A 14232-nucleotide genomic window follows, 5' to 3' on the forward strand; every position below is an offset into this window, starting at 1 on the left:
TAATTTCAATTATTTCAGGCTAGAGATCAACCCCAGATATTGAGGCAGGGATCCCTTTCTTAGGGATCCCTCTCTTTTGGTCAGGATGATTTCCATCCGCGCTACCAGAGTCCCGAAAGGCGAAGGCTGTCCCCTCACCTCTTTTTTTTAGGAAGGGAGCATTTCCAAAGAACTTTAGATTGGAGCAGGATCCGGCGAGCTGATCCCAAGCCAACAAGGGGAAGGGCAGCTTCCGCAATACCCTTGCAACTTCAACGAGAAGGAGGAGTCGATGGCCAGCCTTAACTTTCCAACCCTGCGTATAGGCGATCCCATTCAAGAGGGCAGTTTCCAGGTTTTCCCTCTCTTTTCTCAGGGGGAGCAGGAAGTTGCCTATCGCCTTCCAGATCTGCAAACCCAGGAAGCAACCATCACCGAGGTGAGCGAGGCCGGAGCAGTACCGCACCTGGTTGTGGAAAACCCAGTGAGTTCCTATTGCTGCTGGGAGTACCGAGCAGAGTCCCAGCGGGGCGACCAAGGCTCAGCTCTGTTCCATGACGGGAAGGTGGTTTATCTTTCAGCAGTCTCTCGGCAGTAGTGCCAGGCTTCTCACCTAAGCTGGTTCCCCCTTTGGGGGATCCCTAGAAATTGGAAAAAGATTGGAAAAAGAAAGAAATTGGAAAGAAAAAACATCCTGAGTTAGCTCGGTCACCGCCTGTTTGGCTTCCTGGCGGCCTCGGCAATACCGCTCTAACCGCTCGCTAACGGAGATGGGATCCCCGACGGTCACGTGAACCCCCCGCCAGCCTAGGCGAGGGCGGGCTGGGTAGGATTCCCCTCGAAGGCGGGCCAGCACATCAAATAGAATGAGGGCAGTTTCTGCCAGCCGCTCAAAAGAGGGTTTGCTCAGCAAATACTCTTCCTGGACGGCTACACAGCTTTCCACCAAGCGCATGTGCTGCAGGTAGAGCGTTGCCTGGTGGGCTTTCCAGTCGAGCAACCCCCGCTGCAGGGGAGACAGGGATCCAGGATGCCGCAATTCTTCTCGGTAAATCTGGATCCAGGCGACTTCTTCAATGCGGCGGCAGCGGCTGTTCCAATCCCCCTGGGGAGATAGGCCAAAGTAGGTCTCTGCGGTTTCCAGGGCTCTGTGGAGCAGCCGCTCCAGGCGAGCGTTAAAGTGGCCAGGGGCTAGCCTCTGCTCTATCCGTGGTTCTTCTTCATCTCTCCCAGAGATGAAGGGAGGTAGGTCGTAGAAAGCTTCCAGTTGTCCCAGGAGATGCTGGGCTAGGCGGCAGATCCGCTGGGTGTAGCGAAGGTTGGGGCTCCTGGAGGATCTTGGCTCTGGCTTCGGAGGCGTCAACCCACTCAGGTGCTCAAGGCGCGCCAGCAGGCGCTCCAGCTTCGTCCAGGAGGGATCCGTGTAGTAGTACCGAATGCCAATGGGCAGCAAAATGACGGTCTCTGAGCGACCAGCTTTGGCCAGGTCCTCGGCGCACCAAAAGCACAGCTGAGCCATTCCCGGTTCCAGGGGATTGATCCGTTCGCTGTGGCCGTTGGTGGCTCCTTCTGGGGCGATTGCAAAGGGAAATTGCCCATCCAGGAGCAGTTGCCGGGCCGCCTTTAGCGCCACCCGATCCACCCTCCGACCGCGGCGTATAGGGATCCCGCCCAGGCGAGACAACAGCCACCCCAGCCATTCCCCTCCCCAGAGGGGCATGCCCCGGTCGTAGAGAAAATGGGCGTGAAGGGGTTCTCGAAGGCGGATCCCTTGTCGACGGGCGGCTTCGGGCACCAGGCGAGATAGAACGTACAGGCCCACCAGCGGGTCATCCACCTCCACATGTCGGAAAGCCAGGACTAGGCGAATTTGACCCTCCTGGAACTGGTGGTAGAGCCGCGCCAAGATCTCCGCCCCTGTGGCCTCGATTTTGGCAATGCCGGAAGGAAGCCAGCGCCGCACCCTCACCCGCAAGAGCAGGGGCAGGATCCCGTGGACGAGCCGTAGCACCCAGGCGCTATAGGCGGGCGGAATAAAGTCGAGGGGAGGACGGGCAAAATGGGGCGGTGGTGACAAGAGCAAGATTTGTTCCCAAGGTAGCTCAAGAGAAGAAGTGTAGTTAAACGCAAATCAGATTCATATCCCATCGCTCAGATTATTCATCAAGTCGCTACAGAGATCACTGGATATGCAGCCATTCTCAATCAATAATCAATATCAACAATATCAATGATTGAGATCCTTCCCCTGAGACCCCACGCCGTCGGCGCAACCGCTCTCTACTCTCCTCAAGCCCCCGACCCCTCTCTCACAAGGGGAGATGAGAGTTGGGAATCGTGGCCATGTCGTGCCCTTTACATTGCTTTCTTTGTCTTCCGTTGCAGTGAAGACGCTCTCTTCTCTCTACTTTCGTCTCTTAACTCAAGGTGGCTACAGGCTGGGCCTCTGCCAAGAGCGCCTGAGTTTGCAGGTCGGTGATGGTGACCAACAAGCGCCGCGAGCTATCAATGGCAAATTCGACGCGAAGGCGATCCTCTCCCACGCGGCCAGGGGGCTGCAAACGGGCCAGACAAATTGGTGATGACTCCGTCGAAGTAGCGCGAACGGTTGGGGATCCAAGAGGAGCTAGGGATCGGAAATCGGTTTGCCGGGTGAGTTGACGGCTGCTCATCCGCCCCAGCTCGTCGTAAACCACCTCCGATTGGGCCACCTGGGCCACTTCGCCCACCTCCAGGCGAATCTCCGTTTGTCCGTCGTTGGCCACTTGCAGGATCAAGGGCTCAGCCCGTCGGCAGGGATAGGGGCTGCCCTGTTCGAAGAGGGGGTAGTAGATGTAGCTTTTCTGCAAGGGATCCCAGAGGCGGAGGGCATAGCTGTGGTGCAGGCGATCCTCCAACTTCACCTGGCGGCCCACCTGCAGGGCGCCCAGGGCCACGGCATCGAAGGGGCGTTCGCAGCGCACTTTCTTTTTGCCAAAGTAGGAGCGCAGCAGATCTTGTACTACTGGCAGTTGGGAGCTTCCTCCCACCAAGAGCACCTGCTCAATTTGGTTTTTGCCCAATCCCCTCGCCTGGGCGGTGAGAAGAACGTCGTCCAAGCATTGGCGGATTTGATCCAAAAGCTGGTGGGTTTCCAGGATCTCCTCCAGCTCCTGCCGGTTTAACTTCAGCTCATAAGCGGTTAGGGCTTCGTCGTCAAACCAACTGCCCACCGCTTCCATCTGAGTGGAAAGGGCGATCTTGAGCTGTTCCGCCTGCTCCAGGAGGTTGAGCCAGCCCAGAGCTCCAATTTGCTGTCGGCTTAGCCCCAGTTGCTGCAGTAGGTAGTCGGCAATCCAAATGTCGATGTCCACCCCGCCCACATAGGCATCGGCCTTGGCGATCACCTCCGCTTTGAGGACAGGGCTACCCGCTTGGGGAGCGAGGGTGCGCACCAAGCTGAGATCCAAGGTACCGCCGCCGAAATCCACCACCAGCACTAGGGATCCCGGCTGGCCAACCGCATAGCCCAGGGCTGCTGCCGTGGCTTCATCGACAATTTGAACGGGATCCCAGCCACAGGCACTGGCCACTCCCCGCAGCCAATTGAGGTAGCGCTCAAAAGAGCCGACAGGGGCGGTGAACACCAGCTGTTGCGGCTGCAGGTGTTCTTTCGGGACAGCTTCCATCACCGTCTGCAAAAAAGCTTGGGCCACCCTCTCGGCATCGTAGCGCTCTCCATCTAGAACTCGCGGCGGAGGGACAAACTCCGCCACCAAGTCCCGCTTAAACCCCTGAAACAGCCGTTGCGGATCCACTGCCCCCCACCGACCGGCGCGCACGGTTTCCCCCACCAGGAGCTGGCCTTTTCCCTTCACGTAGACCAAGCTGGGAATAGCCGAGTGGTCTGGGCGAGAGAGGCCGGGAAGAGTGAGGAGACGGGGCACTGCTTGGGCGGGATCCCAAACTGCCACCACCGTGTTGCTGGTGCCAAAATCAATGGCTAGGGTCGCTTTGGGGGCAGGTGCCATCAGCTCAATCCTCCAGGCAGGGAACGGCTGACTTTGGCCGGGCAAAGGATGTGGTCACCGCGGCGGTAGCCGACAAAGCGAATGTAAACGGGATCCCCCTTTTGAATATCCAGCTGATCCGGTTGATGCAGTTGCGGATCAAAGGGGACGGACTCCAGGGGGTTGCCGATGGGCTCATACCCCCAGCGCTGCAGCAGAGCGTCTAAGGAGCGAAACAGAGCTGTCACGTTTTGGGCCGGCCAATCGGGCTTGCGCTGGGCAATCTGGCGGACGGTGGGGTAGCTGGTGAGCAACGGCTGCAGCAGAGAGAAGAGGACTTCTGATGAATCGGTGGATTCCATTTTGTCATTCCCGTTGAGGCGCAGTAGGGATCCCAAATCCCACTGCAGAGCGGCAGCCAACTTTTGCAGTTGCTCCAGGCGCAGGGATCCCCACTTCCCTCGGCGCACCTGATCAAGGGCGCGGCGGCTGATCCCCGCTTGGGCCTGTAAAGCCCGCCAAGAAGACAGGCCAACAACCCGCATCCGCTCCAGCAGGCAATCATCCAGAGGTTTCTTCACCATCGTTTTTGCCAGGGATCCCTACCGATCTTGTCCCAGATTCGGGGCTTGGCTCAGGGATCGGCAAGGCGCAGGGAACGGGCTATAGCTTCCACATCTCGGTCATAGCGCTCGCGCCGGCTGGCCGGGTACACGAACTCAAAGCCAGCTTGCAGCGAAGGGCGGACAACTGTTTTGAGATAGAAAATCCGCTGGCCAAAGGGGTCCGCACCGCTGACACGAACGGGCTCGTAGCCGGAGACCACAAAGAAATCCCGGCCAACAGCTTGGTAAGTAACCCGGCGTTGGTTTTCCCGGCTGCGGCGAAGTTCTTCCTGCAGGGCGCTGGCGGGCGTTGCTTGAAAAATGTTGTACCCACCCCAAACGCGCAGCTCAGCCCCGTCTTGACCGAGAAACACTTGGCCATCGCCGTTGTCGGATTCCCCTTGCGGGATAAAGTCTGCCGGGTAGTCGATGCGGTAGCCGAAACGGGCATTGAGATAGGGCCGGAAACCGGCTTGGGCAACGGGAAGGGCGGGGGCGGGAGCAATGACGGGGATCCCCGCTCCTAGGATCAGTCCGGCAAGCAGACAAGCTAGGCGAGCAGCAGACTTCATGGTTTTGATTGCTCTAATCTGTAGCTATCCTAAGCTCTCTCACCTCCAGCCCCTCTCCTAGGGGGACAGAATTTGGTTTTTCCAAGCTCTTTCCCAAAAGACAAAGGGAATAGGAATCCAAGTTTCACTGCCGTTGAGAATGGGTCGGTTGCGCCGCTTGTATCTGGGTGCCACTTGAAATAGTAGGTATAGCATCTTTTTCGAGAGTTTGAAATAAAATACCGATTTTTGGGCCACTATTTTGTTTTGTCGACCAAGTTTAAGTTTGCCGATCAACATCAGGGTTTTGGCCGGAGCGCAGCCGTTCGATTTCTTCTCTTGCCCGCTGGATAGCGCTGCAATTGTCTACCGCTGCCCAGGTAGAGGCCAGAAACAGCCCAGGGAGAGAAACCTCTCCTTCTTCGTCGCTAAACAACACGCCGATGAAGAGACACCACCCCAGAAAGATCATCAGAGCTTTCCACCGCCGCGTGTAAATGTAGGCTGCAAAAGCAAGCAGAATGGAAAAAAAGATCGCCACCCCCTGAGACTTTTGAGAAAGGGCATAGGTACGACGAATTTCTGCATCCGCTCTTTTTTGATCTTCTTGCCGCAGCAACTCTTGTAGATGTTCGTCCATAGGCCACCCAAACCTGACGGCCTCATCTTAAAAATCCTTGGAAGCCCCCTGTTCAAAGACAATTGTTCGGGATCCCTGTTGGGGGAGAACGGCAGGAAAAGAGAGGAGAGGTTGGCCACCCCCCCTTCTCGAGTTCCCAACTTCTGTAGAATGGGAAAGCTCGTCTCAATCTCTTATTGCAGGCTACAAGGCCCGGACGGACTCTGCCATGACCTCAGCTTCTTTTGCTTTTTCCCCTCGTGTTTTGGATCCCCTTGACCCGCAGGTGCGTCCGGATCCCCAGGGGCGGTTTGGGCCGTTTGGGGGTCGGTTTGTGCCGGAAACCCTGATGAGCGCCCTAACGGAGCTGGAGGAAGCCTTTGAGCATCACTGGCGGGATCCCGATTTTCGCGCTGAGTTTCACAGCCTGCTGCGGGATTTTGTCGGGCGGCCCAGCCCTCTCTACTTTGCCCAGCGGCTAACCGAATACTACGGCGGCCCGCAGATCTACCTGAAGCGGGAAGATCTCAACCACACCGGCGCCCACAAAATTAACAACGCCCTTGGCCAAGTGCTGCTGGCGGTGCGCATGGGCAAGCGGCGGATCATTGCCGAGACTGGCGCCGGCCAACATGGGGTGGCCACGGCAACCGTGTGCGCCCGCTTTGGCCTGGAATGCGTTATCTACATGGGGGCACTGGATATGGAGCGGCAGGCCCCCAACGTGCAGCGAATGCGCCTGCTGGGTGCTGAGGTGCGGGGGGTGGAGGCGGGCACGCGTACCCTCAAAGATGCTCTGTCGGAGGCGATCCGCGACTGGGTGACGAATGTGGAGACCACCCACTACGTCATCGGCACGGTGGCGGGGCCCCACCCTTACCCGAAGCTGGTGCGGGCCTTTCACGATGTCATTGGCCAGGAGACGCGGCAGCAGTGCCAGGAAAAATGGGGAGGGCTGCCGGATGTGTTGCTGGCCTGTGTGGGGGGTGGATCCAACGCCCTGGGCCTGTTTAACGAGTTTGTCCGGGATCCAGGGGTGCGACTGATCGGCATTGAAGCTGCCGGAGAAGGGCTGCACACGCCCCGCCACGCTGCCACCCTCAACCGCGGTCGGATTGGAGTCCTGCATGGAGCCATGAGCTACCTACTGCAGGATGAAGAAGGGCAGGTGCAGGAGGCCCACTCCATCAGCGCTGGCTTGGATTATCCTGGCGTGGGGCCAGAGCACAGCTACCTAAAAGAAATCGGGCGGGCCGAGTACTACGCGGTTACTGACGACGAAGCGGTGGAAGCGCTGCTGCTGCTGTCGCGGCTGGAAGGGATCATCCCCGCGCTGGAGACGGCCCATGCGCTGGCCTACCTGAAAACTTTGGCCCCACAGCTCGGATCCCAGCAACGGGTAGTGGTCAACTGTTCTGGGCGCGGCGACAAGGATTTGAACACCGTTTTCAAGTATTTGCAGCAGAGAGGGCGTAGCTTTTAGAGTACGGTTGTTGTGACCACCAACGGGATTCTCTTGGGTGTTCACCTGCCGAGTTCACTTCACGGTTCGATTGCTGGGTCTTCAAGGACTCCGTCCCGCTAACGCGATTGGACTCCGTCCCGCTAACGCGATCGGCCTGCTCCTGGCTGCGGGGCTGGGCTTGTGGACGGGATCCCTGCCGCAGCCTTCTGAGACAACTGCCCCTGTTCCTCCGCCGGAGTCCATGGGTGCCTCGCACCGCTTACGGGATCGCACTGGCGGGACGGAGTCCGATTCAGAAGGGATCCCCTCTCCCAGCCGGCGACAACCTCTCCCTGACACCCTGCCGGCGCTGGCGCGTCAGGCCATTGCCTACTACTTCGCCACCGGCCAGGTGCTGCCACCTCCAGAGGAGATCCCGCCCCACTGGCGGCGCTCTGCGGGGGTTTTTGTAACGGTGAGTACAGAGGGTCGGCCCCGTGGCTGCTGGGGCAGCTTGGATCCCAGCGGCGAGGACCTGGTCAGGGCCACCATCCGGGCGGCGGTGGGGGCAGTCACCCGCGATTGGCGCTACGTACCTCTGCAACCCGGGGAGCTGGAGTCGGCCTCCATTCAGGTAGCCATTGTGCGGCGGGTGGTGCCCATTGCGTCGGCGGGACGGAGTCCTTTTGCCGCTGTGGAGCAGGTGGATCCCACCCGCATGGGCCTATTTGTCCGCTCTGGAACCCGGGGAGCGGTGTTGCTGCCGGGAGAGGCTTTGACGACAGAATGGCAGCTTGCTACCGCTAAGAGGTTGGCCGGGATCCCTGCCGACCAGCCGGTGGAGCTGTTTCGCGTGGAGGCAGAGCTGTTGCATGAGTTTTGAGGAGGGGGCAGATCTCAACGCTTCGCACTGTTGTCGTGAGTGGCTGGCAGCCGTGCTGGGCAACACTCACGTGCGCTGGGGTTGGTTTGTGGAGGAGACCCTGGTGAAGGTGGAGCGGTTTCCTGCTCACCAGCCCTTGTCCTGGCCGCAGCAGACAGAGCTGTGGCTGGCTCCTGTGGGCTCTGCCCCCCTGCCGCCAGCATCGCCCTGGGTGCATCAGTTGGAGCTGTCGCAGGTGCCGCTGCGGGATCCCTACCCAGGGCTGGGGCTGGATCGGGCCTTGGCCTTGTGGGCTGCCGGGATCCACTACGGCTGGCCCTGTTTGGTCATCGACGCGGGTACTGCCCTGACCCTCACAGGAGCTGACTCTGAAGGATCCCTGGTGGGAGGGGCCATCTTGCCCGGCCTAGGGCTGCAGGCGCAAGCGTTGGCCGACTACACTGCTCGGCTGCCCAAAATCCACTGGGATCCCTGCTCTCCCTTACCCCCTCGCTGGGCCAACGACACCGTGGCTGCCATCCGCAGCGGCATCCTCCACACCCTCTTGGCTGGCTTGCGCGAGTTCATTGCCGACTGGCGTCGCCGCTTTCCCCAAGGCCCCCTGCTGCTGACCGGCGGGGATGGGAAGTGGCTCCACCCTCACTTGGGCCCGCTTGACCCAGAGCTGCGCTGGGATCCCCACCTGGTGTTGCGGGGAATTGCCGGCTGCCGCCAGCTGCACCGCACTGCCCGCCACTCCCCTAGTGCAGAATAGAAAACAGTCTCTCCCAGCCGCCTGCGAGTAACGGCTTCTTGCTTGGGGATCCCATGGCCAACGGCAACTCCTTCGGTGTCCTGTTTTGCGTGACCACCTATGGCGAGTCCCACGGGGGGGCGGTGGGGGTGGTGGTGGATGGCTGCCCGCCGCGGCTGCCCTTGAGCGAGGCCGACATTCAGGCAGAGCTGGATCGGCGGCGTCCTGGCCAGAGCCCCATCACGACGCCCCGCCAGGAAGCGGATCGCTGCCAGATCCTCTCCGGGGTTTTTCAGGGCTTTACGCTGGGCACCCCCATCCACATCCTGGTGCGCAACCAGGATGCCCGCCCCCAGGACTACCAGGAGATGGCCACCACCTTCCGCCCTTCCCATGCCGATGCCACCTACCAGGCCAAGTACGGCATCCGCAACTGGCAGGGGGGCGGACGGGCCTCAGCGCGAGAAACCATTGGCCGGGTGGCGGCAGGGGCCATTGCCAAGAAGATCCTGCGCCTGGCGGCAGGGGTGGAGATCCTGGCCTACGTGCAGCGGGTAAAAGACGTGGAAGCCCAGGTGGATCCCGCTTCGGTGACGGCAGAGCAGGTGGAAGCCAACATCGTCCGTTGCCCCGATCCAGAAGCGGCAGCAGCGATGATCCAAAAAATCGAAGAGGCGGCGCGGGAGGGGGATTCCCTAGGGGGTGTGGTGGAATGTGTGGCCCGCAACGTGCCCCGCGGACTGGGATCCCCGGTGTTCGACAAGCTGGAGGCCGATTTGGCCAAGGCGGTGATGTCCCTGCCGGCCAGCAAAGGGTTTGAGATCGGCTCGGGGTTTGCCGGCACCTACTTGACGGGTAAGCAGCACAACGACGAGTTTTACATGACCCCTGCCGGCTGGCGTACCCGCAGCAACCGCTCCGGCGGCATCCAGGGGGGCATCAGCAACGGAGAAGATATCCTCCTAAGGGTGGCCTTTAAACCCACCGCCACCATTCGCCAGGCCCAAAACACCGTCACCCTCGATGGGCAAGAGACGGTTTTGGCGGCGCGGGGACGCCACGATCCCTGTGTGCTGCCGCGGGCGGTGCCGATGGTGGAGGCGATGGTGGCCCTGGTGCTCTGCGACCACCTGCTGCGCCACCACGCCCAGTGTGGATCCCTGGTCTTGCCGGAGGTGCCCCTCCCTGTCGCCGCTGCTCCCCAGGCCTAGGAGTCCCCGGCTATGGCCAAGGCCAAAACCGTCTGGGAGTGCAGCCAGTGCGGCGAGCGCTATGCCAAGTTTTTGGGCCGCTGCGACCATTGCGGCGCCTGGAACACCCTGACGGAAGTGGTCGTCGCCCCAGCGGCCAAGTCCCCACGGGCCCAAGCCCTCGCTCCTAGGTCCAACCGCGCCAATGGGATCCCCCAGTCGGCCCTCCCCCTCTCCCAGGTCTCCTCAGATCGCCACCCTCGCCTCTCCTCCGGCTATGGCGAGTTTGACCGGGTGTTGGGAGGTGGCATTGTGCCGGGATCCCTGGTGTTGATTGGCGGGGATCCGGGCATTGGCAAGAGCACCCTGCTGCTGCAGAGCGCTGCCCACCTGGCCAAGAGCGGGCCCATCTTATACGTGTCGGGGGAAGAATCAGCCCAGCAGATCAAGCTACGCGCCGAGCGGCTGGGGGTGGAAAGCGAGCAGCTCTACCTCTTGGCCGAGACCGACCTGGAGGCCATCGTGGCGGAGATCCAGGCTCTGCAACCGCAGGTGGCGGTGATCGACAGCATCCAAGCCATCTTCTGGGGGCAACTCACCTCGGCGCCGGGATCCGTTTCCCAGGTGCGGGAATGCACCGGCCTGTTAATGCGGCTGGCCAAAAAACTGGGGGTGGCTCTGCTGATTGTAGGCCATGTTACCAAAGACGGATCCCTGGCCGGGCCGAAGGTGCTGGAGCATTTGGTGGACACGGTCTTGTACTTTGAGGGGGATCGCTTCCAAAGCCACCGCCTATTGCGCGCCGTCAAAAACCGCTTTGGGGCAGCCCAGGAAATGGGTGTTTTTGAGATGACCGCCTCTGGCTTGGTGGAGGTGGAGAACCCCTCGCAGCTTTTCTTGAGCAGCCGGGATCAGGCCACACCCGGAACGGCCACCATCGTCGCCTGCGAGGGCACCCGTCCTCTGGTGGTGGAAGTGCAGGCCCTAGTCAGCCCCACCAGCTACAGTTCCCCCCGCCGCACCTCAACCGGCATTGAAATCAACCGCTTTTTGCAGATCTTGGCTGTGCTGGAAAAACGGGTGGGGATCCCGCTTTCCAAATACGATGCTTACATCGCCTCTGCCGGCGGCATTCAGGTAGCCGAGCCAGCTGCCGACTTGGGGGTAGCAGTGGCCGTGGCCGCCAGCTTCCGGGATCGCCAAGTGGATCCTTTTACAGTCCTGATTGGCGAGGTGGGACTGGGGGGGCAGGTGCGCCCGGTGGCCCAGTTGGAGCAGCGCTTGAAAGAAGCCAGCAAACTGGGGTTTCGCCACGCCATCATCCCCAACAGCCCTGTGTTGTCGGATCACGGCCTGCGCCTGAGTCGGGTGCAGCGGGTGTTGGAAGCCCTGCTGGTGGCTGTGCCCGGTTCCCAGAGCGCAGAGTGAACATCCCCTTGCCTTCCACCCGTCGCCGGCTGCTGGGCTCTGCTGCGCCTATCTCCAAAGGCCAAGCAGGGACTCCGTCCCGCTAACGCGATCGGCATCCGCTGCTTCGGTGGCATGTCCATCATGTTCCCGAAAACTTTTGTTACCCTCGAAAAAGGCTACGCCTGCTGGGCAAACAGCTCGGCAGCCTTAGCTGAGCCCTAGTCCGTAGTTAGCAACACCAGCAAGGGATCCCGGTGAGCATGGTTTCCGCACCCTCCAGCCCAGTCCAGCCCTCGATACCAGAGACGGCATTTCCTCCGCCACCGGATAAAGGCTACACCCGCTGCGCGAACAGCGACCTGGTCATCGAGGATGATGAGCCCGCGGACAGCATTCTCTCCAAAAAGCTGCAGCGCCTGCTCACCAGCGCTCTCTACGCCTCCTTCCAGCCCAAGGCCGAAGACACGGGGGAGCTGATCCCCTTTTTGGCCACAGCCAATATTGGCCTGTTCTCTGCCCTCAAACTGCCCCCCCTGATGCCCGATGTGACGCTCAGCCTGGAGGTGGCTCCCCCCGCCAGCTTTGAGCGCAAGGAAGATCGCACCTACCTGGTCTGGGAGATGGGTAAGCCGCCGGATGTGGTCATTGAGATTGTCTCCAAGCGCAAAGGGGAAGAGCTGGGCCGCAAACGCAAAGACTATGCCCGCGCCGGCGTCAGCTACTACGCGGTCTACGATCGCACAGCGGGCGTAGCCTCTCCCTTGCGGCAACTAAGGGAACTGCAGGGATCCCCTCTGGCCCTTTTTCAGCGGCGGGGGGGTGAGTTTGTCCCCTTCGCGTCCACATGGCTGGAGGATATCGGGTTGGGCTTGACCCTCTGGCAGGGATCCTTCGAGGGCGTGAACACGGAATGGCTACGCTGGTGTGATCGGGAAGGGGAGGTGTTGCCCACCGGGGAAGAGAAGGCTGCTTTGGAACATCAACGGGCCGAAAGAGAACGCCAACGGGCCGAGGCAGAGTATCAACGCGCCGAAAGAGAACGCCAGCGGGCTGAAGCCCTTCTGGAGCTGCTGCGTTCCCACGGCAAAGGACTCCGTCCCGCTAACGCGAAAGGACTCCGTCCCGCTAACGCGATCGCACCGCCGGCAGCCTGAAAAATCCCGTCCCTAACGGGGCTTCCATTGTCCATTGCCTATCCACCGCCATGTCTACCCTCCCCAGCAGCAGCGAAGCCGCCCAACGGGCCGCCCGCCTGGAAAAAGCCCAACACCTGCGGGAACAAGGGATCCCGCCCTATGCCTATTCTTTTCCTGTTACCTATCTGGCTGCCGAGCTGCAGGAGCAATTTGCCGACCTAGAGCCCGGCGGCGAGCGGGAGGATGTGCAGGTGGCGGTGGCCGGTCGGATCCGGGCGCGGCGAGTCATGGGCAAGCTGGCCTTCTTTACCCTGCAGGATCGCTCTGGCACCATTCAGCTTTATCTAGACAAGAAACGGCTGACGGAGCAGATGGGGGAGCTGGCCTTCAAGAACCTGGACAAGCTCATCGACGTGGGCGATTGGCTGGGGGCCAAGGGCTGCCTCAAGCGCACCGAAAAAGGGGAATTGTCGGTGCGGGTGGACGAGTACCAGGTGCTAACCAAGGCGCTGTTGCCGCTGCCGGACAAGTGGCACGGCCTGCGGGATGTGGAGAAACGCTACCGCCAGCGCTACGTCGATCTCATCGTCAACCCTGAGGTCAAGCAGACCTTGCTCGACCGCGCCCAGATCATCCGCTCCCTGCGGCAGACTCTGGAAGAGCGAGGTTTTGTGGAAATTGAGACGCCAGTGTTGCAGGTGATCCCCGGCGGGGCGGAGGCGCGGCCTTTTGTTACCCACCACAACGCCCTGGATCTGGATCTCTACTTGCGCATTGCCACCGAGCTGCACCTGAAGCGGCTGGTGGTGGGCGGGATCGAGCGAGTCTATGAAATTGGGCGGGTCTTTCGCAACGAAGGCATCTCCACCCGCCACAACCCGGAGTTCACCTCTCTAGAGGCCTATCAAGCCTTCGCCGACTACCACACCATGATGGAGCTGACGGAAACCCTGGTCTGCAACGCCGCCCTGGCGGTGCGGGGATCCCTGCAGCTCACCTACCAAGGGGAAGCCATCGACCTCACCCCTCCCTGGCGACGGGTGACGATGCAGGAGCTGGTGGAGGAGGCCACTGGCATTTTCATCGATGTGGAAAAGGGATGCCCTGAAGAGCTCTTGCCGGCCTTGGCCGCCCAAGGGATCCCCGATCTCTCCCCCCAGGACTCCCCCGGCCAGTTGCTGGTCAAAGCCTTTGAGCACTGCTGCGAGAGCCGCCTGCGCCAGCCCACCTTTGTTCTGGACTACCCCCTGGATGTGTGTCCCCTCACCAAGCCCCACCGCAGCAAACCGGGGTTGGCCGAGCGCTTCGAGCTGTTCATCGTTGGGCGGGAGACGGCCAACGCCTACTCCGAGCTCACCGATCCGGTGGATCAGCGGCAGCGGCTGGAGGCCCAGGCAGCCCTGAAGGCAGCCGGAGATGAGGAGGCCCACTTTCTGGATGAAGACTTCCTCACGGCCTTGGAATATGGCCTGCCCCCCACCGGCGGCCTGGGCGTGGGGATCGACCGCTTGGTGATGCTGCTGTGCGACGCTCCCAGCATTCGCGATGTCATTGCCTTTCCGCTGCTGCGGCCCGAGACGGGAGAAGTGGCGGAGGAGGCTTGAGCCGATCCCTCTAACTGTCCATTCAAATCCCATCGATTTCTAAGAGAGGTTGGAGGTGGCCGCGGCGACGGCGCGGAGCCTTTGGGAAG

13 protein-coding genes are annotated in these 14232 nt (G+C 61.0%); 8 read left to right on the forward strand and 5 right to left on the reverse strand.

Annotated elements, in window-relative coordinates; genetic code table 11:
- Positions 1-271: 271 nt before the first annotated feature.
- Positions 272-577 carry an ARPP-1 family domain-containing protein gene (locus tag ACVWY8_RS10540; protein WP_457394663.1) on the forward strand — a complete coding sequence of 102 codons (306 nt, stop codon included), beginning with the start codon at positions 272-274 and terminating at the stop codon, positions 575-577.
- Between the two features lie 15 nt (positions 578-592).
- Here ACVWY8_RS10540 and ACVWY8_RS10545 read toward each other — a convergent pair whose 3' ends face one another.
- The 5 genes from ACVWY8_RS10545 to ACVWY8_RS10565 all read right to left on the reverse strand — a co-directional run bounded on the left by ACVWY8_RS10545 (position 593) and on the right by ACVWY8_RS10565 (position 5764).
- Positions 593-2062 (reverse strand): 1-acyl-sn-glycerol-3-phosphate acyltransferase, encoded by a 1470-nt coding sequence (locus ACVWY8_RS10545; protein ID WP_457397083.1) that lies wholly within the window; start codon positions 2060-2062, stop codon positions 593-595.
- Positions 2063-2396: 334 nt separating this feature from the next.
- Complete coding sequence (locus ACVWY8_RS10550) at positions 2397-3989, reverse strand: Hsp70 family protein (RefSeq protein ID WP_457394669.1); 1593 nt, start codon at positions 3987-3989, stop codon at positions 2397-2399.
- Complete coding sequence (locus tag ACVWY8_RS10555) at positions 3989-4552, reverse strand: helix-turn-helix domain-containing protein (RefSeq protein ID WP_457394672.1); 564 nt, start codon at positions 4550-4552, stop codon at positions 3989-3991. Before ACVWY8_RS10555 ends, ACVWY8_RS10550 begins: the two co-directional genes overlap by 1 nt.
- A 50-nt stretch (positions 4553-4602) precedes the next feature.
- Positions 4603-5145: a hypothetical protein gene (locus ACVWY8_RS10560; RefSeq protein WP_457394674.1), complete on the reverse strand. Its 543-nt coding sequence runs from the start codon at positions 5143-5145 to the stop codon at positions 4603-4605.
- A gap of 259 nt (positions 5146-5404) precedes the next feature.
- The gene (locus ACVWY8_RS10565; RefSeq protein WP_457394677.1) at positions 5405-5764 is read right to left on the reverse strand and encodes a hypothetical protein; all 360 of its coding nucleotides are present in this window, start codon (positions 5762-5764) and stop codon (positions 5405-5407) included.
- Positions 5765-5972: 208 nt separating this feature from the next.
- Here ACVWY8_RS10565 and trpB point away from each other — a divergent pair, with 208 nt between their 5' ends.
- The 7 genes from trpB to lysS all read left to right on the forward strand — a co-directional run bounded on the left by trpB (position 5973) and on the right by lysS (position 14143).
- Positions 5973-7226: a tryptophan synthase subunit beta gene (gene trpB, locus ACVWY8_RS10570; RefSeq protein ID WP_457394679.1), complete on the forward strand. Its 1254-nt coding sequence runs from the start codon at positions 5973-5975 to the stop codon at positions 7224-7226.
- Between the two features lie 223 nt (positions 7227-7449).
- On the forward strand, positions 7450-8070 hold the full coding sequence (locus ACVWY8_RS10575) for an AMMECR1 domain-containing protein (protein ID WP_414407326.1): 621 nt from the start codon (positions 7450-7452) through the stop codon (positions 8068-8070).
- Positions 8060-8824: a pantothenate kinase gene (locus ACVWY8_RS10580; RefSeq protein WP_457394682.1), complete on the forward strand. Its 765-nt coding sequence runs from the start codon at positions 8060-8062 to the stop codon at positions 8822-8824. Before ACVWY8_RS10575 ends, ACVWY8_RS10580 begins: the two co-directional genes overlap by 11 nt.
- A 53-nt stretch (positions 8825-8877) precedes the next feature.
- Positions 8878-10014: a chorismate synthase gene (aroC, locus tag ACVWY8_RS10585; protein WP_457394685.1), complete on the forward strand. Its 1137-nt coding sequence runs from the start codon at positions 8878-8880 to the stop codon at positions 10012-10014.
- Between the two features lie 12 nt (positions 10015-10026).
- On the forward strand, positions 10027-11421 hold the full coding sequence (gene radA / locus ACVWY8_RS10590) for a DNA repair protein RadA (protein ID WP_457394687.1): 1395 nt from the start codon (positions 10027-10029) through the stop codon (positions 11419-11421).
- Positions 11422-11663: 242 nt separating this feature from the next.
- A complete protein-coding gene (locus tag ACVWY8_RS10595; RefSeq protein WP_457394690.1) occupies positions 11664-12557 on the forward strand; it encodes a Uma2 family endonuclease in 894 nt (297 codons plus the stop codon).
- 50 nt (positions 12558-12607) lie between these two features.
- Positions 12608-14143, forward strand: coding sequence for a lysine--tRNA ligase (gene lysS, locus ACVWY8_RS10600; RefSeq protein ID WP_457394693.1), 1536 nt, complete (start codon positions 12608-12610; stop codon positions 14141-14143).
- Positions 14144-14232 lie beyond the last annotated feature (89 nt).

This window comes from Thermostichus sp. OS-CIW-32 (genome assembly GCF_054060415.1).

Excerpts from the sequence above, each read along its gene's own strand:
- trpB (WP_457394679.1), top strand. The coding sequence starts at position 5,973 with ATGACCTCAGCTTCTTTTGCTTTTTCCCCTCGTGTTTTGGATCCCCTT.
- ACVWY8_RS10550 (WP_457394669.1), bottom strand. The coding sequence starts at position 3,989 with ATGGCACCTGCCCCCAAAGCGACCCTAGCCATTGATTTTGGCACCAGC.
- ACVWY8_RS10555 (WP_457394672.1), bottom strand. The coding sequence starts at position 4,552 with ATGGTGAAGAAACCTCTGGATGATTGCCTGCTGGAGCGGATGCGGGTT.
- ACVWY8_RS10575 (WP_414407326.1), top strand. The coding sequence starts at position 7,450 with ATGGGTGCCTCGCACCGCTTACGGGATCGCACTGGCGGGACGGAGTCC.
- aroC (WP_457394685.1), top strand. The coding sequence starts at position 8,878 with ATGGCCAACGGCAACTCCTTCGGTGTCCTGTTTTGCGTGACCACCTAT.
- ACVWY8_RS10595 (WP_457394690.1), top strand. The coding sequence starts at position 11,664 with ATGGTTTCCGCACCCTCCAGCCCAGTCCAGCCCTCGATACCAGAGACG.
- ACVWY8_RS10540 (WP_457394663.1), top strand. The coding sequence starts at position 272 with ATGGCCAGCCTTAACTTTCCAACCCTGCGTATAGGCGATCCCATTCAA.
- ACVWY8_RS10580 (WP_457394682.1), top strand. The coding sequence starts at position 8,060 with ATGAGTTTTGAGGAGGGGGCAGATCTCAACGCTTCGCACTGTTGTCGT.
- ACVWY8_RS10560 (WP_457394674.1), bottom strand. The coding sequence starts at position 5,145 with ATGAAGTCTGCTGCTCGCCTAGCTTGTCTGCTTGCCGGACTGATCCTA.
- radA (WP_457394687.1), top strand. The coding sequence starts at position 10,027 with ATGGCCAAGGCCAAAACCGTCTGGGAGTGCAGCCAGTGCGGCGAGCGC.
- ACVWY8_RS10565 (WP_457394677.1), bottom strand. The coding sequence starts at position 5,764 with ATGGACGAACATCTACAAGAGTTGCTGCGGCAAGAAGATCAAAAAAGA.
- lysS (WP_457394693.1), top strand. The coding sequence starts at position 12,608 with ATGTCTACCCTCCCCAGCAGCAGCGAAGCCGCCCAACGGGCCGCCCGC.